This is a genomic window from Flavisolibacter tropicus (assembly GCF_001644645.1).
GTDB classification, from domain to species: domain Bacteria; phylum Bacteroidota; class Bacteroidia; order Chitinophagales; family Chitinophagaceae; genus Flavisolibacter; species Flavisolibacter tropicus.
Genome location: NZ_CP011390.1, coordinates 2,008,347 through 2,026,999 on the forward strand (window position 1 = coordinate 2,008,347; position 18,653 = coordinate 2,026,999).

Annotated in this window: 16 protein-coding genes; 12 read left to right on the forward strand and 4 right to left on the reverse strand. The window is 41.9% G+C overall.

Features of this window, described 5'->3' with window-relative positions:
• Positions 1-15: 15 nt before the first annotated feature.
• The 4 genes from SY85_RS08470 to SY85_RS08485 all read left to right on the forward strand — a co-directional run bounded on the left by SY85_RS08470 (position 16) and on the right by SY85_RS08485 (position 5,246).
• The gene (locus SY85_RS08470) at positions 16-1,983 is read left to right on the forward strand and encodes a KUP/HAK/KT family potassium transporter (RefSeq protein WP_066403513.1); all 1,968 of its coding nucleotides are present in this window, start codon (positions 16-18) and stop codon (positions 1,981-1,983) included.
• Positions 1,984-2,034: 51 nt separating this feature from the next.
• Positions 2,035-2,823: an alpha/beta hydrolase gene (locus SY85_RS08475; RefSeq protein WP_066403515.1), complete on the forward strand. Its 789-nt coding sequence runs from the start codon at positions 2,035-2,037 to the stop codon at positions 2,821-2,823.
• 256 nt (positions 2,824-3,079) lie between these two features.
• Entirely contained in the window at positions 3,080-4,759 is a 1,680-nt protein-coding gene (locus SY85_RS08480) for a tetratricopeptide repeat protein (protein WP_066403517.1), read from the forward strand.
• A gap of 127 nt (positions 4,760-4,886) precedes the next feature.
• Positions 4,887-5,246 carry a hypothetical protein gene (locus SY85_RS08485; protein ID WP_066403522.1) on the forward strand — a complete coding sequence of 120 codons (360 nt, stop codon included), beginning with the start codon at positions 4,887-4,889 and terminating at the stop codon, positions 5,244-5,246.
• 117 nt (positions 5,247-5,363) lie between these two features.
• Here the strand turns inward: SY85_RS08485 and SY85_RS08490 are convergent, their stop codons facing one another.
• Both SY85_RS08490 and SY85_RS08495 read right to left on the reverse strand, forming a co-directional pair.
• Complete coding sequence (locus SY85_RS08490; protein WP_066403523.1) at positions 5,364-6,410, reverse strand: M61 family metallopeptidase; 1,047 nt, start codon at positions 6,408-6,410, stop codon at positions 5,364-5,366.
• Positions 6,407-7,012 carry a M61 family metallopeptidase gene (locus SY85_RS08495; protein WP_066403524.1) on the reverse strand — a complete coding sequence of 202 codons (606 nt, stop codon included), beginning with the start codon at positions 7,010-7,012 and terminating at the stop codon, positions 6,407-6,409. Before SY85_RS08495 ends, SY85_RS08490 begins: the two co-directional genes overlap by 4 nt.
• A gap of 260 nt (positions 7,013-7,272) precedes the next feature.
• Between SY85_RS08495 and SY85_RS08500 the strand changes: the two genes are divergently transcribed.
• From SY85_RS08500 to SY85_RS08510, 3 genes are all read left to right on the forward strand, one after another.
• Positions 7,273-8,466 carry an acyltransferase family protein gene (locus SY85_RS08500; protein WP_066403526.1) on the forward strand — a complete coding sequence of 398 codons (1,194 nt, stop codon included), beginning with the start codon at positions 7,273-7,275 and terminating at the stop codon, positions 8,464-8,466.
• Positions 8,467-8,664: 198 nt separating this feature from the next.
• Complete coding sequence (locus tag SY85_RS08505; protein WP_066403529.1) at positions 8,665-9,804, forward strand: acyltransferase family protein; 1,140 nt, start codon at positions 8,665-8,667, stop codon at positions 9,802-9,804.
• A 107-nt stretch (positions 9,805-9,911) separates the two neighbouring features.
• Positions 9,912-10,673, forward strand: coding sequence for an oxygen-binding di-iron domain-containing protein (locus SY85_RS08510; protein WP_066403531.1), 762 nt, complete (start codon positions 9,912-9,914; stop codon positions 10,671-10,673).
• Between the two features lie 12 nt (positions 10,674-10,685).
• Here SY85_RS08510 and SY85_RS08515 read toward each other — a convergent pair whose 3' ends face one another.
• On the reverse strand, positions 10,686-11,213 hold the full coding sequence (locus SY85_RS08515) for a hypothetical protein (RefSeq protein ID WP_066403534.1): 528 nt from the start codon (positions 11,211-11,213) through the stop codon (positions 10,686-10,688).
• Between the two features lie 468 nt (positions 11,214-11,681).
• Here SY85_RS08515 and SY85_RS08520 point away from each other — a divergent pair, with 468 nt between their 5' ends.
• Both SY85_RS08520 and SY85_RS08530 read left to right on the forward strand, forming a co-directional pair.
• Positions 11,682-12,833, forward strand: coding sequence for a hypothetical protein (locus SY85_RS08520; RefSeq protein WP_066403536.1), 1,152 nt, complete (start codon positions 11,682-11,684; stop codon positions 12,831-12,833).
• A gap of 287 nt (positions 12,834-13,120) precedes the next feature.
• Positions 13,121-13,930, forward strand: a complete 810-nt coding sequence (locus SY85_RS08530) for an alpha/beta hydrolase (RefSeq protein WP_066403541.1) — start codon at positions 13,121-13,123, stop codon at positions 13,928-13,930.
• On the opposite strand, the gene SY85_RS08535 is transcribed toward SY85_RS08530, so the two are convergent.
• A complete protein-coding gene (locus SY85_RS08535; protein ID WP_066403543.1) occupies positions 13,920-14,843 on the reverse strand; it encodes a S66 peptidase family protein in 924 nt (307 codons plus the stop codon). The two genes, SY85_RS08530 and SY85_RS08535, sit on opposite strands and share 11 nt — an antisense overlap.
• A 257-nt stretch (positions 14,844-15,100) precedes the next feature.
• Between SY85_RS08535 and metG the strand changes: the two genes are divergently transcribed.
• The 3 genes from metG to SY85_RS08550 all read left to right on the forward strand — a co-directional run bounded on the left by metG (position 15,101) and on the right by SY85_RS08550 (position 18,492).
• Positions 15,101-17,311 (forward strand): methionine--tRNA ligase, encoded by a 2,211-nt coding sequence (gene metG / locus SY85_RS08540; protein ID WP_066403545.1) that lies wholly within the window; start codon positions 15,101-15,103, stop codon positions 17,309-17,311.
• A 179-nt stretch (positions 17,312-17,490) separates the two neighbouring features.
• Positions 17,491-17,916, forward strand: a complete 426-nt coding sequence (locus SY85_RS08545) for an OB-fold protein (protein ID WP_066403548.1) — start codon at positions 17,491-17,493, stop codon at positions 17,914-17,916.
• 21 nt (positions 17,917-17,937) lie between these two features.
• Positions 17,938-18,492 carry a YceI family protein gene (locus tag SY85_RS08550; protein ID WP_066403550.1) on the forward strand — a complete coding sequence of 185 codons (555 nt, stop codon included), beginning with the start codon at positions 17,938-17,940 and terminating at the stop codon, positions 18,490-18,492.
• Positions 18,493-18,653: the final 161 nt, after the last annotated feature.

Below are 18,653 nucleotides of genomic sequence, written 5' to 3' on the forward strand. Positions count from 1 at the left end.
TAAATAAGATTTACGGTGAAAGTTTCTTTAAACAGAGTTAGTACAGCCGGGTTATTGATTGCATTGGGGATTATTTATGGCGACATTGGCACTTCTCCTCTCTATGTTTATAATGCGATAATAAATGGCCGTACCATTGATGAGCATTTGATCATTGGTAGCCTTTCTTGTATCATTTGGACCCTAACCCTTCAAACCACAATTAAGTATGTATTACTGGTCCTAAGGGCCGACAACCGGGGGGAAGGAGGCATTTTTGCCTTATATGCATTGGTCCGACGGCATCGAAAATGGCTTGTTCTACCTGCCATGATTGGTGGTGCAGCCTTGTTATCCGATGGTATTATCACCCCTCCTATCTCTATCACCTCTGCAGTAGAAGGTCTGCAAAAGCTGCCTGCTTTTAGTAATATAGATGAAAACATCGTCTACATTGTACTTGTCATACTGGGCCTTTTCTTCTTTATGCAACAGTTCGGAACTGCCTCCATTGGTAAGTTCTTTGGACCCGTGATGCTGGTTTGGTTTACGATGCTTGCCGTTTTAGGAGCAACCCATATGGCCGACGATTGGAGTATCCTTCGCGCATTTAGTCCTCATTATGCCTTTCACTTTATCAAATCGTACCCCAATTCCTTATGGTTGTTAGGTGCCGTTTTCTTATGTACTACCGGCGCGGAAGCTCTCTACAGTGATTTAGGCCACTGTGGCAAGGGAAACATCCGGATCTCCTGGATCTTTGTAAAGATTTGTTTGCTTATACATTACCTGGGCCAAGGCGCTTCTTTGCTAGGGCATCACTACGGACTGACGGTAACCCGTGAAGTAAAAGAAACCATGGGCATTAATGCCTTTTATGATCTTATGCCCCAGTGGTTTATTATTCCGGGAGTAATTATAGCTACCAGTGCGGCTATTATTGCCAGCCAGGCTATGATCACCGGGTCATTTACCCTAATAAGTGAAGCTATGCGGCTGAATCTTTGGCCGAAGTTAAAGATTCGCTACCCCTCTGAGGAGAAAGGCCAACTCTTTATTCCTTCGCTGAACTTAATGATGTTTGTCGGCTGCGTGATCGTAGTACTCTACTTCCGCACATCTGAACGAATGGAGGCCGCGTATGGTTTGGCCATTATTACTACGATGATGATGACCACCATCCTCTTTTCCAACTTCATGGTTTCCCGCCGCATTAAGCCAGCCTATATTTGGCTGTTCCTGGCCGTCTATATCACCATAGAGTCGCTATTTATGTTTGCTTTACTGCAAAAGTTTACCCATGGTGGCTATATCACCGTTATGATTGGCGGCCTTATGTTTATGGTAATGTATGTTTGGTATAAGGCGCGTAAGATCAAAAACCGTTATGTAGAGTTTGTACGACTGGATCACTATATACCTAAAATACAGGAACTCAGTAACGACCGCTCCATAGTCAAGTATGCCACCCACTTAGTATACCTGACCAGTGCCGACAACCCCAAGGAAATTGAACATAAGATCATCTACTCCATTCTTAACAAAAAGCCTAAACGCGCCGATATCTATTGGTTTATACACGTGGATACGCTGGACGATCCGTACACCATGGAGTACAAAGTAGACCATATTATCCCTAACGATATCATACGTGTAGAGTTCCGCTTGGGCTTTAGAGTGGAACCACGCATTAACCTGATGTTCCGTAAAGTAGTAGAAGACCTGGTTAAAAACCGAGAGGTAAATATTACCAGCCGCTACGAAAGCCTTGAACGCAGTAATGTAGTTGGCGACTTCCAGTTTATAGTAATGGAAAAATATCTCAGCCAGGATAACGAACTGCCTATTTTGGAACGCATGATGATGAAGTTCCATTTCTGGCTAAAAGAAATAAGCCTTTCAGAGGAACGAGGCTTTGGACTTGACCCCAGTAATGTGGTTATTGAAAAATTCCCATTGATTGTAGCCCCGGTTTCCAACTTGCGCTTGAAACGAGTAGATTAAACGATTAGCAAACTGTTTTGTAGTTTTCCGTTGAAATAACTACAAAATAGTTTGCCCTCTGTTATCTACTATACCCTTGGCAGCATTGCGCTGATTTCCCTACTGACCTACCTTTTGCAGGAGCGCTTCATCTTTCGTCCGGAAAAGCTCCACCCCAACTTCCAGTTTAAGTATGATGTTCCGTTTAAGGAGATCAATTTTGATACTGACCCTGGTGTACGCATCAATGGACTTCACTTCTTTCGAGAGAAACCCAAAGGCCTAATTCTCTATTTCCACGGCAATACCCGTAGCATTAAAGGCTGGGCCAAGTATGCCCGCGACTTTTATCGCTATGACTATGACGTGGTATTGGTAGACTACCGTGGGTTTGGCAAAAGCACGGGCAAACGTAACGAGCAAGAGATGTTAGAAGATATGCAGTATGTGTACGAGAGCTTAGCCAAGGAATACGGAGAACAGCATCTTATAGTTTATGGCCGCAGCTTAGGTAGTGGCTTTGCTGCCAAGGTAGCTTCAGACAACAAGCCACGCTATCTTATTCTGGATGCACCTTATTATAATTTTCGCCAGGTAGTAGAGCGCTTTCTTCCCTTCATCCCGCTTAATTATGTATTACGCTATCACTTGCGTATTGATAAATGGATAAAGAGAGTAAACTGCCATGTGTATATTCTTCATGGCACAAAGGATTGGCTGATCCCTATCCGCCATAGCGAAGACCTGCAACGTCTGATGCCTCGCCGCATTACACTAATCCGCATTCATGGTGGCGGGCATAACAACCTTCCAAAGTTTCCAGAATACCACAATTTCATCAGGGATATTTTGAAGGAATGAGGAGGGTGAGTAGTGAATGGTGAGTGGTGAGTATTCGTGAGACGTTAAAGGTAAGGCTACGAGCTATGAGCCATGAGCCGAGAGAAATAATACAGGAGAAACGAACTTCGATCTAGATAACACGAGAATGTTATTCTACCGCCCACCTTGCAGAGCGATAAGGACAAACGTATCTTAGCCTTACTTCCAATCCTGGCAAACAACTCCACAACCCTTATAAAAACAGAACATGCTTTAATACGAATGCTGTTTTGTGATGATAAAAATAGGGAGACCCATACATCTTGTTTTATTTACACTCATAACTCTTACAGGTTTTTCATGCAGTGAAAAGAAACAAAGTCTATTACAAGCCGATATTAATGAACTGAACCTGAAAAGAGGTGCTTTAATTTCCTGTGGACCTAAAGACAAGCAATTTGGAACCGTTCAATTTGATATCTCCTGCAGTAGGAAAGTAAAAGATGAATTTAATCTTGCTCTATCGCTTTTGCATTCATTTGAATACGATGAAGCTGAAAAAGCGTTTACTAAAATAGTTGACGTGCAACCTGAATGCGCTATGTCGTACTGGGGTATAGCCATGTCTAACTTTCATCCTTTATGGACACCACCGTCTGTGGCTGAGCTTAAGAAAGGCGCTAAAGCTATTGACATAGCGCAGGCCCTAACAGAAAAAACAGAAAGAGAAACAGATTATATCAATGCTATTGCTTCATTCTACGATCATTGGGAAAATATAGATCACCGCACCCGATGCCAAAGTTTTGAGAGGGCAATGGAAAAATTACAGGCCAAATACCCTAATGACAAAGAAGCTTCAATTTTCTATGCACTGGCATTAGACGCAGCAGCAGACCCAGCCGATAAGACGTATAAAAAACAAAAGAAGGCTGGCTCCATTTTAAGCAGCATCTATCCGAACGAGCCTAATCACCCTGGAATCATTCATTATTTGATACATACTTATGACTATCCGGAATTAGCCTATTTGGCTCTGCCAGCCGCCAGAAAGTATGCCAGTGTAGCACCGTCTTCAGCACATGCCCTGCATATGCCTTCACACATCTTTACCCGATTAGGACTTTGGGATGAATGCATCGCATCGAATCAAGCCTCAATAGCCGCCGCCCAATGCTATGCAAAATCAGCTGGGATGAATGGACACTGGGATGAAGAATTACATGGTCTGGATTATCTTGAATATGCATATCTGCAAAAGAAAGAGAACGACCTTGCAAAAAGACAATGGGACTATCTGAATACTATTACCAAAGTCTTTCCTGACAACTTCAAAGTAGCCTATGCTTTTGCTGCTGTCCCATCGCGTTATGTACTTGAAAACAAATTATGGATAGAGGCGGCAACACTGAAAATACATCCGGTTGATTTCCCTTGGCAAGATTATCCCTGGCAGAAAGCTATTCTCCATTTTACACGATTACTAGGAAATGTTCATTTAGGAAAGCTTGACTCCGCCAATACTGAATTAAAATCGCTTTATCAACTTCACAGTGACCTGTTAGCGCAAAAAGATGCCTATAAAGCCAATCAAGTACAAATACAAATAACCATTGCTGAAGCCTGGATAAAACTACAGGAAGCAAATATCAAAGAAGCTATACGACTAATGAGTCTTGCAGCCAATATGGAAGACAGCACTGAAAAGCACCCGGTTACTCCTGGCGAAGTACTTCCAGCCAGAGAATTATTAGGAGACATGTGGCTACAACTTAACAAACCACAAAAAGCATTGGAAGCCTATGAAGCCGACTTACAGAAACACCCTAATCGGTATAATGGGCTGTATGGCGCGTATTTGTCAGCCACAAAAACAGGGGATCAGCAGAAGGCTAACTACTATTACCAACAATTAGCTCAAGTGGCAGACCTTACCAAACCTGTCAGACTAGAACAAACCACAATGAGATATTAACTTAACGGCCAGCCATCCATAAATAAAAATCTCTTACACGCTTTTACCGTTTCATACACTATCTCACTTTACAATTCCAACTACCCAGTATTTTAGCCAGCATAATCAAAATGATAATCCAGCTACAATGAAAGCCTCAATCCTTACATGCCTACTGATCTTCACAACCATTATAACACAAGCCCAAAAGCCAAGAGATGGCTCCTATACCTTCGCCATAGCATTCGCTGAATGGGGTGGCAAGTCGCAGGGAAATACCTGTACGGTTATTGTTAAGGGTAGCCAGGTTAAAGTGATCAACAACGGTACGGGAACACTGAAACAATTTAAAGGTGAAGTAATGGATGAAGGCATACTGATGATACATCGTACGGGAAGATGGATCATTGGACACGATGCTAAAGACAAATATGCCAAACAGATCGGTGGCTGTAGTGATGGCCCCGCAGAGATCGACTTTAAAAACAAAAGGTTTTGGATCTGCTAGATAGAGGGCAGTTGACAGTTAACAGTTGGCCGTTGACAGTACGCCACTGTCCTCTATCAACTATCCTCCGTCATCAAATTATTCGTACTGGATATTTTAATTTGGCAGTTGCAACCTTTATTTCAATTGCGGCACCATAATCCGGCGACTAGGCAAATATTTAAACTTCAGCGTTTCCTCTCCTCTTTTCACTGTGATTGAGGCATAAGAAGTTGGTTTAAAATCAGATTTAAAGCCTACCATTACATCACCTACTTGCAGCCCTACTTTTTGAGCATCGCCCCCTTCCGTAAAACTGGTTAACCGTGCATTCATACCAATTCCACCTTTATCAGTTGTAAATCCCAGGTCATATACTTCAGTAGGACCAAGCACCACTTTATCGGTTACCTTTTCCCAATCGGCCATAGCGATAAAGGATCCTTGTGTAATGAAGCGCTCCACAATGGGTGCATAGTCTTGTCCGCTAGTTTCCTTCAACAGCTGCAAAAAGCGATCTACAGAAAAGGGTTTATTGTACAATCGGGCTTCAGCCAGCATGTGTTGAACTACCTGCTTTAAAGAGGAAGTCCCCCTGGAATACTTCTTTATGGATTCATTTAAGTAAGCAGCAAACACTAACCCTCTTTGATAAGGCAGAATTTTTATGGCTGGTGAAGACCAATAGTCATTCTGCAATTTCTCATTGGGCCACTGGTGCGTACTATCGCTATAATATACTGAGAAGACATTGTTGATGCGTTTTTTGAATGCTTCCTGGTCAAACAGGCCACCATCTAACATGGCCACATGTGCAAAATAATCGGTAAAGCCTTCATGAAACCATTTATAAGCATTTTCAGGTTCTGCCTGTTTTAAAATATGCCCAAACCAATGATGCATCAATTCATGATTGTATAAGAAGGTAAGATCATCAAGCCCAAGAGCCTTGGTATTAGTACCTGCTGTAACAAATGTGTTGGAAAATCCTCTACCGTCCACTTCACGCTCGTTCTCATTTTCATATTTCAAGGGCAGCAAACCCACTGTATAAAATTTTACATTATAGTCGTTCCAGAAAGCACGTTGAGCCCTTACGGTCTTTCTTACCAAATCAAATACCTGATCATCGCTAAAACTCCACTGCCCGCGCACGCCCAGGTAAAGCGGCTTTCCATTGATCAATTCTTTATGAATACGAAATCGCCTCCCATGTACACGGCATCATAAAAGTCGCCTAGTGACGCCTGAAAGGTTTGAGTGGAGCCATTGCCGCTATGGCTGCTTAAATAGGTCCAAGTTGATGGAAAGCCTTGCCATTTCAAAGAAATACTATACTTAGCTGCAGAGCTATCCTCCGGAACAATCCAAAATGAACTTCCAAGCACATAAAAGTATTTATTGGTCAACATTTGCGCATACACCTCATTCAAAGTAGGCAAGCTATCTTTCAATGCATTTTCTACTATATACTTTACCGTTAGTATGGCATTAGGTTTGTGTTCTATCTGGTAAGAACTGGAATCTTCGGCCATGAGATGATGCTTTTGACCATTAACCACATCAATAACTTTGATGTGATCTTGTGGGCGATAGAGTCCTATCTCAAATGGTAGGCTTAGGCGAGTTTTACCAGTAGCATTTCCTTTCATCGTCATTTCTATCAGAAAGGCATCATAGCTTCCTTTCTTTAGCGGCGATATGGTATAAGCTACTGTTTTTGCTGGCATTGCTACCGATAGATAACTTATCAACAGGAAATATATAGAGGTAAAAAGCGCTTTCATTTCTATTTGATTAAATGCCTGAACTTGCTTTTAACAAGGATTCAAACAGCTAAATAAAGTCAAAGAATTGTGGCCTACCAGTCGTTTATTACCAATCCGCAAAACTCTGGCATGAACTGTACTTAGTACTTATTGAGAACCCTTTAGTTTGGCATTAAAAAATGGTTAGAATGTAAAGCAGAATATCTTTAAAATAACGACTCAATTGCTTGGATTTCAGGAAGTTTTTTGCTTTCTTACAAACACCCTTATCACTACTCATGAAATACATTAGACAGTTGGATAGTATCCGTGCAGTTGGGGCGCTACTTGTAGTCATTTGGCATTGGGTTCCCCAGGAGAGTATTCTTTTTCTATACCCTATGGGGTCATTTGCAGTAAACTGTTTCTTTGTTCTAAGCGGCTTTCTAATTACCTCTATTCTGCTAAACAATCGAAAGGAAGCAGAAACCCAAAGTTTCCCCAAAAACACAGTATTACTAAACTTTTATGTAAGACGAGGGTTACGCATTTTCCCCATTTACTTTTTACTGATACTGTTGATGGCACTCATACATCACAGATTGCATTTTTCCCTAAATGACCTGATAGCAAGCATTACGTATACCACCAATTTCTATTTTTTTGCTATTAAAGACTGGCCACTCGTCATTCCGCACTTTTGGTCATTAGCGGTAGAAGAACAATTTTACCTGGTATGGCCCTTATTAATGTTATTCCTGCCCAAACGCTATCTGCTTCATTGCATAGGACTTTTTATTCTGATAGGTTTTATTAGCCAAACTTATATAACCGATCGCGAGTTTGGTTATCTCTTACCCAATGCCTGTATAGATGCCTTTGCTCTTGGAGGTTTTTTGGCCTGGGTAGCAGCTTACAAACCGGCTACCTTACCCAAATTTTATCGCCTTATCTGCGTACTCGCCCTGATAAGCGTAGGAATTATCGCGCTTGATGTAATTGACCCATTTTCCATTAAACAAATACGAACAGCGCACAGCATTTTGTGTGTATGGGTTATTGCTCATATATTAATGTATAGCGAAAAGAAATCGTGGCTTGTTTCTTTTACAAATAATAAGCTGCTAATGACCATTGGAAAAGTTAGCTATGGGATATACTTATACCATGTACTCTACTACGAACTCGTTTTTTATCCCATGCGTGACCACTTACCTTTTTTTAAAGACCTTGATCCTTTTTACCAAGGTTGGCTTTTTTTAGTGCCTAATCTTTTTGGTCTTTATTTTATTTGCTGGCTTTCGTGGAAATATATTGAACGCCCCATTTTAGGTTTAAGACATCAGTTCAGTTATCAAAAGCCAATAGAGAATCTTACAGAACCACCAATAACAATCTCCCAGCCAGAAAAGCTGAGTCGCCTCACGATCATTCAACAGTTTTCCAATAAGTTTAAAAAAGCTATACCGAAGACTGGAAGCATTGACCAATAGCTGGCTGCCAATTAGCTACTACAACATTCCGAAATAACCATACGCAAACAAAGCGTGAACTTGCTAATGATACACCTGTGAACGCAGTTATTACAACCAGCTCATCAATAAAATATTCGAGGCAGGAGTTGCCTTATAATCATACAAGAGCTTGTATTTCAGCGATATTTTTTATTTCTTACAAGTAACGCTAACCGGATGAGATACATCAAACCACTTGATGGCCTACGTGCCATAGCGGCGCTATTTGTTATTATCTGGCACTGGATACCGCAAGACAGCTTTATAAATCAGTTCCCCAACGGATATTTTGGAGTCAATATTTTCTTTGTTTTAAGCGGATTCTTAATCACCCATATTTTGCTCATTCATCGAGTAGATGCAGAGGCGTTTGGAATGGCACGAAAAAATCTACTCCAGCACTTTTACATCCGTAGAGCACTACGCATCTTTCCCATTTTCTACCTAACTCTTTCGTTAATGGTTGTATTACGCCATCAAGCAGATCTAAAGCTAACGATGAGTGAACTGATTGCCAGTGCTACATATACCTACAACTTCTTTCTTTTCTCTGTTAAATCGTGGGATTTAGCCAGTATTCATTTTTGGTCGTTAGCCGTAGAAGAGCAGTTTTACCTGGTATGGCCCCTATTAATGCTTTACTTACCAAAGCGTTATTTACTTTTTTGCATGCTTCTTTTTATTCTTATAGGAGTTAGCAGCCAATTATTGCTTAGCGATACAAATTTTGGCCCCATACTACCGCATACTTGTTTTGATTGTCTAGGCATTGGCGGCTTGCTGGCCTGGGTGGCTATTAACAAGCCGTCTTTCCTGCAAAAGTTTTACCACTTAACTGTTGCAATGGCAATTGTAGGAGTTGTATTGGTTGTATGTAAACAGGCAGCAATACTATCATTAAAACAAGACCGCTTTGCTCACGCTATGATTGGTGTATGGCTAATAACACATGTATGGGCTCATCAGCAAAAACCTACCACACTCACTTCCTTACTAAGCACAAAAGTTCTGGTGAATCTTGGAAAGGTTAGCTATGGCATTTATCTCTATCACATTTTATTTGAAAAACTAGTTCGGCCGCTATGGATAGCATATGTATATCCGCATTTTCAAACTATACAACCGATCTACTTAGATTGGGCTTTTTTAGTTGTAAACGTCCCTATACTTTATGGAATATGCTGGCTATCCTGGCAGTATATAGAACACCCCATCTTACAATTAAAAGATAAGGTCAGTTATCAAAAACCAGTAACACAAAACAGGCACCCAACAATAGTTCAAATTGGAAAGCCAGAACCAATTCAGCATAATTAAATCCTTTTCCATTATGCTTAGAAAAGCCATTGAGAAAAAGTAAATTAGTTGAACGTATACTCCCCCCTTGACAAACTAAGTTTTACACCTCCACAAAAATTTAGTTTATGTACAAGATCAATGAAATTGCACCCGATGTATATCGTATTTCCGTATTTGTCCCTGAAATACAATTGCAGTTCAACCACTTTTTGATTAACGATGATGAGCCCTTACTTTATCATGCAGGACTAAGACGAATGTTTCCTATTTTATATGAAGCCGTACAAACCTTAATAGATCCCCGGCTATTACGATGGATAGGCTTTAGCCATTTTGAGGTAGATGAATGCGGCGCGCTGAACGAATGGCTGCAGGTGGCGCCCAATGCACAGGCCGTATGCAGTGAAATAGGCGCTATTGTAAACATGTCGGATTTTGCCTTGCGCCCGGCACAATCCCTAAAAACCGATGACACTTTTCAAACCGGCAAATACAAATACCGCTTTATTCAAACCCCTCACCTGCCCCATGGCTGGGATGCGAGTGTATTGTTTGAAGAAACCAATAAAACATTATTATGCTCCGATCTCTTTCACCAGAATGGTGATGTAGTAGCCCTAACGGATAAGGACATACTAGAACCCCACCGGTCGGCGCTACTCTATTATGAAGCTGGGCCTTTAATGGATTACACACCTTATAATCATAAGACCAAACAATTGCTTTACCACTTAGCCAATTTGCAACCCAGAACACTGGCCACTATGCATGGCTCATCGTTCTTTGGCGATTGCGGTAAAGCATTGATAGAATTAGATACAGTAATGATGGAAGTATGGGGTGAAAAGCTGGCTATTGACAATAAGGCAAATTCAGTTCACTTGTAAATAAATGCAGCTTTAACCACTAGCTACACTGGCAACTGCCGCATGACGATAAAGCTGTTCATTCATGCCTGATAGTTGCTGCAATAATTTTTCCTTTTGGTAATCATATACCAACGGTAAGCGGCTAGGACTACTATAACGTTGCTCAGGCTCCATGCGCATATAGCGGCAGGTACATGCCTCTATGATCACCTTGGAAGATTTACCTGGCGTAGCCAACCCGCATGCTAAAAGCAATTCGTGTCGCACGGCTTCTTTGCTTTCACCAACCATCAGTCCTCTATGTGCCCAGCCCGTAAGTGTGCCTATAAAGCCTCGCTTCTTTAATTCTTGAGGCAACAAGTGATACACTTCTGCAGCCAGCTTACTGGCCTCTCCAAACTCCACCGCCCGTTTTCTACTGCCTTCGAAAGCCTTGTCCTCATAAAAGCGTTTTTTATCCAGCGTACCCTTGGTGCGTATGCAATAGACATCCCGCCACTGGTAGTAGAGCAGGTTGCCCTGCCGGCCTATATAGTATTGATTCGTTTGTTTTGCCATACGATAGGAAGCGGTTTAACACTAAAATATTTAGCAAATTTACCATTCTAACCACCCTTTTCCAAGTCTTCCGCCTCCTTTAGTTATACACATGTAATAAAAGCAAACTATAAACTTTGAGCTGCCGGCTATAAGAAAGAATACCGTGGTCTCGGCAGCACATACTAGCCTTTTTCTACGCTAAAAGGTAAGCCCACTTTCTGCCCCAGGATTGCCAGTGTTCTGTCCAACTCCGTATCCTTACGGGGTTGATCAGAATTGCACCCTGGTGCGGGTAGATTTATCATCTCTTATTATCAATAATAATGAATGCCAGTTCGTAGAAGGAAGTTGGTTTTATAGCCTTCAACTTTAGACCAAAAGCTAGCACTGCTCCTTAACAAAACACATTGTTAATACCACTCCAAATAACCATTTATTAGTAACTTCTATTTGTGCATTTACGTTATTTTATACAAAGCCTGGACCATGACTAAATTTTACTCTTTTATACTTTTTTTAGCAGTAGCTGTCACAGCCTGCAAAACCCCTTCAAAAGCCTACGACAAAGGCGACTATAAAGAGGCGATTGAATTGGCAGTAAAACGCCTGCAGAAAGATCCTTCTGACGGTGAAACAAAAGCCCTTGTACAAAACGCATACAAGCGTGCCGTAGACGAGCGTGAGGATAATATTCGCATGCTGTCTAAGAATACAGCAGAGAGCCGCTACGAACAGATTTATTTTGAGTATCGCCAGCTGCAAAGTTTATATACGCTTATTCGTCAACAACCTGCACTTTCCAACGTGGTAAAGCCTACCGATTATTCTGACTATATAACTACTTACCAGAACAAGGCTGCAGAAGTGTATGATGAAAAAGGTGAGGATGTAATAGAGCAAGGCAATAAGCGCTCTTACCAGCAGGCGTATAGCTATTTTCAAAAGGCCTTGCAGTTCAAGCCCAATGATGCAACGCTAAAGCAAAAAGCACAAGAGTCGTACGACATGGCTATTACTAAAATAGTGGTGTTACCTATGACTGATCAATATGCTGGTGGCTATCGCTACAACACCGATTATCGTTTCCGCAATTTTGAAGATGACCTGATTCGCAACCTGCGCTACTCCGCCAACAACGTCTTTGTAAAATTTTATACTGAATGGGATGCCCGCAGTCAGAAAATAGAACCGGACGAGGTGTTGGAAATGCGTATGGGCCGAATGATCATTGGTCAACCCTATGAGCAGTACTCAACACGCAACGTATCGAAAGAAGTGGTGATTAAAGAAACAATTTACAAACCTGATTCTGTGGTTAAGCAATACGGTAAGGTAACTGCTCAAATAACTACCACTCGCCGCACCATGGTATCAGAGGGTGATATGTATGTAACATCTCGTGATAAACAGGGTCGCATTCTATGGAACGACATCTTCCGAGGAGAGCACCGCTGGCAGGTGGAGTTTTCTACCTACCGCGGCGATGAAAGAGCGCTGAGCGAAAGCGATAAAGCCCAGCTGAACAGTCGTAACGACTTATACAACACGCCACGTGAAGAGGAAATTATGGAGCAGATTCTACGCGATATATCTTACGACATGCAGTACCGGGTGAAGAATTATTATGCGAGGTATTAGTAGGGAGAAGCTGCAAGCTTTACGCTACACGCTGCACGCGGTAAACAACCCATTGTGAGACGTAAAACGTCAAACGTGAAAGGCCCCTCCCCGAAGGGGAGGAGACCCAATGCACAGAGCCCCGCTTTGCAACGAGGTATTTCTTTACCTATTCATTCAACTAATTGAAAAGCACTCCACCAAGGAAGTGCTTTTGTTTTATAAAGAGGTTTCTCCTGGCTTACAGCGTGCAGCGTACAGCGTGCAGCTTTTCTCTCCTATCGACTTTTCCTACATTTACAACAAGCATGCAGGATAAAGCGAAAAGAAGAATCAAGCGTACACTGATTGGCTTAGTGACCTTTTATATTACCAGTGGTGTAGTATTGTACCTAATTCAGGACCTGCTGTTCTTTCATCCTAAAAAACTACCCGCTGATTACCAATATCAGTTTACTGATCCATTTACGGAGCTAAATATTACTGTTGATGACCGCAACCTGAATGTGGTGCAGTTCAAGGCACAGACGTCCAATCGAAAAGGCATTGTACTTTATTTCCATGGCAATATGCGCAATATAGAACGCTATGCGGACCAGGCGCCCCTGTTTACCAAAAGCGGTTATGAGGTGTGGATAGTAGACTATCCCGGCTTTGGTAAGAGTACTGGCAAGCGTACAGAGCAAGCAATGTATAGCGATGCACAGCTACTCTACCGTATGGCAGCAAAAGAAGTGGCAGACAGTAGCATTATAATCTATGGGCGATCTATTGGAACTGGCGTGGCTGCTTACTTAGCTGCCCATGTGCCTTGCCAGCAATTGATACTGGAAACGCCCTACTATAGCATTGAGGCCATGGCTAAACATTATGCGCCTATATTCCCGGTAAAGTCGCTCATGAACTACCGCTTCCCTGTATACGAGTATTTACAAAAAGTAACAGCCCCTGTTACCATCCTGCATGGAACGCAGGATGAGATCATACCTTATGGGCAGGCACAACAATTAGCTGCCATTAAAGGCGTACAACTGATCACCATTCCCAGGGGAAAGCACAATAATTTATCGGGCTATGCGCAGTTTCAGCGGGTATTAGCCGGCCTACTTACTCATTAGTTTCTTTTTCTGTTAACCGCACACCATCTCCTGCTACTTTAAGTGTATACTCCACTCCTACTTTTAGTGCGTAATTCTCTTTATCGTGGCTTATCGGGAAGCCAAAGCAAATTGGGTATTTGTAGTCTTTAAGATGTTCTTGTAAGATCTCGTAAACGCTTTTGCCAAAGGGCCGGTCCGTGTCTTTACTATCCGTAAAGCCACCGATGATCAAGCCAGCCAACTTGTCTAGCTTGCCGCTACGCTTTAATTGAATAAACATCCGGTCAATGTTGTACAGGTATTCACCCACATCTTCCAAAAAGAGTATCTTGTTCTTGGCTTTAATATCTGATTGGGTACCCACCATATGTGCCAGCATGGCCAGGTTACCACCCACCAGTATACCTTCGGCCTCACCCTGCTGATTAAAATCGTGCGCTGCACATTCATAAGATGCTAACTGCCCCGCCAATGCTGCCTTCAGGGATTGCACATAGGGGTTATTGTATTCGCCTTCGTTAAAAGCCGCCGCCATGGGTGCATGTAACGTTGGAATTTTATAGTTGGTGTATATATGTGAATGAAAGACCGTGATATCGCTAAACCCGATAAGCCATTTGGGGTGTTTGCGAAACTTCTTAAAGCTCAATTGATCAATGATACGGCTTACCCCGTAGCCACCCCTGGCACACAGAATGGCCTTTACCTGGGGATCGTCCATCATCTGCTGCACATCGCGCAAGCGCTGCTCATCTGTTCCGGAAAAATAGTTTTCAGACTGGCTGTAGGCTGTATCGCCTAGCTTTACCTGGTAGCCCCATTCGCCTAAAATATCAATGCAGGTTTGCATTTTTTCAAAAGGCATAAAGCCTGCCGGTGCTACTAAACCAATCGTGTCGCCTCTTTTTAAATAGGGTGGAAGTTTTACCATTCTTAAGAATTATTGTCACAATTTATCACTTCCTATGGCATTTCAAAAGCAGTTGGCCAGTTTGCGGTATTTTTGTGACCGCGGTGGGGAAGGATTTGTTTTGGATTAGCAGGATTAGTGAACGATGATTTAGATGGATCTACTAGATCAAAAAGATACTTAGAACTGATTATTCCATTTAGGCATGTAAAGTAATGAAGGCTTTGCACGTTTCACCTTTCACAACCCTATTCGCAGGTTAAAACATAAAGATTAGCATGACAACACAAGAGACGACTATACCCGGCTCCCCATCAGAAACGGGAGGTAACCAACCGAAGCGTTATTTAATTACATCTGCCCTTCCGTATGCCAACGGGCAAAAACACATTGGTCACCTGGCCGGTGCGTATATACCTGCCGATATATATGTACGTTACCTACGTGCGCAAAAAAGAGATGTAGTTTTTGTTTGTGGTAGTGATGAGCATGGAACAGCCATTCCTATCCAGGCCATGAAAGAAGGTACTACACCACAGGCCATTATAGACAAGTACCATGTGATCATGAAGGAGAACTTTGATGACCTGTCTATTTCATTTGATATCTATGATCGCACTTCTAACCCTATACATCATGAAACAGCGCAGGAGTTCTTTACCTACCTGAACGATCGTGGTGAGCTGGAAATCAAAGAATCGGAGCAGTATTTTGATGAAGAGGCACAGACGTTCCTGGCCGACCGCTATATCAAAGGAACTTGTCCAAACTGTGGATCTGACCGTGCCTTTGGCGATCAGTGTGAAACCTGTGGTACGTCGTTAAGTCCAGATGAACTGATCAACCCAGTGAGTACCCTTAGCGGTAAACCACCGGTAAAAAAAGCCACCAAGCACTGGTACCTTCCACTAAACAAGCATGAAGACTGGCTGCGCAACTGGATATTAAATGAGCATCAGAACGACTGGAAGGCTAATGTGTTGGGACAATGCAAAAGCTGGATAGATGCTGGCTTGCAGCCCCGAGCTGTTACACGCGACCTGGATTGGGGTGTAAAAGTGCCGCTACCTGATGCAGAAGGCAAGGTATTGTATGTGTGGTTTGATGCGCCTATTGGGTACATTTCTGCCACCAAGCAATGGGCTATCAATAATGATAAAGACTGGAAACCTTACTGGCTGGATAAAGACACCAAACTGGTGCACTTTATTGGCAAGGACAATATTGTGTTCCACTGTATCATCTTCCCGGTAATGCTAAAGCTGCATGACTTTATTGTGCCGGCCAACGTTCCCGCCAATGAGTTCATGAACCTGGAAGGTGATAAAATGAGCACCAGCCGTAATTGGAAGCTGGATATGCAGGATTACATCGACGACTTTATTAAGAAGGAAAACGGTGGTCCGCAAATGGCTGATGCACTGCGTTATTACTTAGCTACTATCCTTCCAGAAACAAAGGATAGCGAGTTTACGTGGAAAGGATTCCAGGATGCGGTAAACAGTGAGCTGGTAGCCATATTTGCCAACTACTTTAATCGCACGTTTGTGCTAATGCATAAACTAACCGGCGGGAAAGTACCTAAGTTTCATAACGATATTGCTGATGCGAAAGACCAGGATTTGATGGAAGAAATTCGCAAGGCAAAGACCACAGTAGAGAACTTACTGGAGGAATATAAATTCCGTGATGCCTTGTTTGAAGTGATTGACCTGGCCAGAAAAGGCAACAAATACATGCAGGAAAAAGAGCCTTGGATCAAGGCTAAGCAAACAACTGCTGATGGCGTGATAGTGCCTGAAATGCAGGCGCAGATTGACAACTGCATGCACATTTGCCTACAGTTGTGTGCTAACCTGGCTATCCTGATCAACCCCTTCCTTCCTAACACGGCTAAGAAAATGTGTCATTTGATGAAGGTGGTAGATAAGATGCTCGATTGGGAAAATGCAGGTTCATTGAAATTGTTAAGTGTTGGATACTCACTACGTGCTCCTGAATTATTGTTCCGCAAGATTGAGGATGCAGAAGTGCAGTACCAGGTTGATAAATTAAAAGCAGGATTAGAAAAAGCAAAAATGGAGAATAGTCAGAGTAGTCCACAGTCGACGATCGACAGTCAACAGCCGGCAGAAGCAAATCAGAAATCAGAAATCATCAAATCAGAAATTCAATATGATGATTTTGATAAGTTGGATCTGCGGATAGGAACAGTTATCAGCGCTGAAAAAGTAGCAAAGGCCGATAAGTTATTGAAGCTGCAGGTTGACCTGGGTTTTGAGCAGCGCACCATTGTTTCAGGTATTGCGCAACACTTTACACCGGAATCACTGGTTAACAAACAGGTGATAGTAGTGGCTAACCTGGCACCACGCAAAATGCGCGGCATTGAAAGCCAGGGAATGATCTTAACAGCCGAACAGCCGGATGGCAAATTGATACTGGTAAATCCAGATGCAGCCACTATTAATGGTTCTAATGTGCGCTAGTCAATTATGCTGATAGCCTATTAGGTATACAGCAGTATGTATTATATCATCTAGCAAATAAATAAAGCGCCTGACTTTAAAATGGTCAGGCGCTTTTGTTTTACTTATGCGTAAGTGGTTGTTAGTATGTGAGTTCTTTTTATTTTACATGCTCTTTACTACTTATTTAAATATTATTTATGAAACGTACTCTAGTTTTTCTTTTCATAATTGTCTTACTTGCAGTAGCTGTTTGGCAAGGATACCGGTATTTCTATAGTGCCCCCAAAGATTTACGTACAGCAAAGGCTGCTGCTACTCTTTCAACTACCCAGTTAATTCAGGCGTTTGAAAGTGATAGTGCTAAAGCAAACCAGATGTACTTAGGAAAGATCATTGCAGTGGAAGGGGCCATAAAATCGGTAGATGAAGAAGAAGGAGTTACGATAGTATTAGGAGAGCCAGCGTCCATGTCGTCTGTACGTTGCAGCATGGACACCAGCCATAGAAAGGAATGGGGATCATTAGAAAAAGGCAGAAAGGTGATTATTAAAGGAAATTGTACTGGGTTTAACAGTGATGAACTATTAGGATCAGACGTTATTTTAAACCGTTGCGTATTTTAACCAATTGAGTATTGTAATCAAATGAAGCATTTTCTTGTTTTATTATTGAGTGTGGCCAGTGCCAGCCTAACTGTCAATGCACAGTCGAAGTTCTTTACAAAGAATGGCAAGATCTTATTCTTTTCAAAAGCGCCCCTGGAAGATATTGAGGCCAAAAACAAATCGGCGGTGTGCCTGCTGGACACACAATCCGGAACATTACAGTTCTCTCTTTTAATGAAAGGCTTTGAGTTTGAAAATGAATTAATGCAAGAGCATTTTAATGAGGATTACGTAGAGAGCCATCTCTTTCCTAAAGCAGAATTTAAAGGCCAGGTTGTTAATAATGCATCCATTAACTACAAGAAAGGTGGCGTATATCCAGCAAAGGTAAAAGGTAAGCTGACCATACATGGTGAAACGAAAGATGTAGAAACCACGGGAACTATTGTTGTAAATGGTGACAATCTTCAGATAGCGTCTAACTTTCCGATACTCTTATCAGACTACAAAATTAAAATCCCTTCATTGGTAAAAGATAAAGTGTCCAATAGTATAAAGATTACCGTAGAAAGTAAATTGGATCCTTTTCAATAAGATAAACTCTTTGAAAACAATATCTATTAAAAGCTGGCTTTATGCCAGCTTTTTCATTTATACTCAATTAAATGAAGGGTAAAAATGAATAAGAAATAATCATCATTCACCCTTGTTCTTTTCTGGCATATTTTCTTACCTTCATACAAATAGTTGTTTAA